Source organism: uncultured Streptomyces sp. (assembly GCF_947488945.1).
Classification (GTDB): domain Bacteria; phylum Actinomycetota; class Actinomycetes; order Streptomycetales; family Streptomycetaceae; genus Streptomyces.
Genome location: NZ_CANLBS010000128.1, coordinates 1 through 202 on the forward strand (window position 1 = coordinate 1; position 202 = coordinate 202).

Consider the following 202-nt stretch of genomic DNA (forward strand, 5'->3'; position numbering starts at 1 on the left):
GAGTGGCTGCCGCAGTGGCAGGACCGCAAGACGACTCGTCTGCGGGTGAGTCATGCGTTCCACTCGCCGCGCATGGAACCCATGCTCGCCGAATTCCGTTCCGTGGCCGAGGGGTTGACGTTCAACGAGCCGCGTATTCCGGTGGTCTCGAATGTGACGGGCACGGTGGTGTCCTCGGAACTCACCGACCCCGACTACTGGG

General features: G+C 64.4%; 1 protein-coding gene. It reads left to right on the forward strand.

The window, feature by feature from the left end; translation table 11 throughout:
• The coding region (locus tag Q0994_RS34095) for a hypothetical protein (protein ID WP_299542666.1) at positions 1–202 on the forward strand (202 nt) is incomplete at both ends.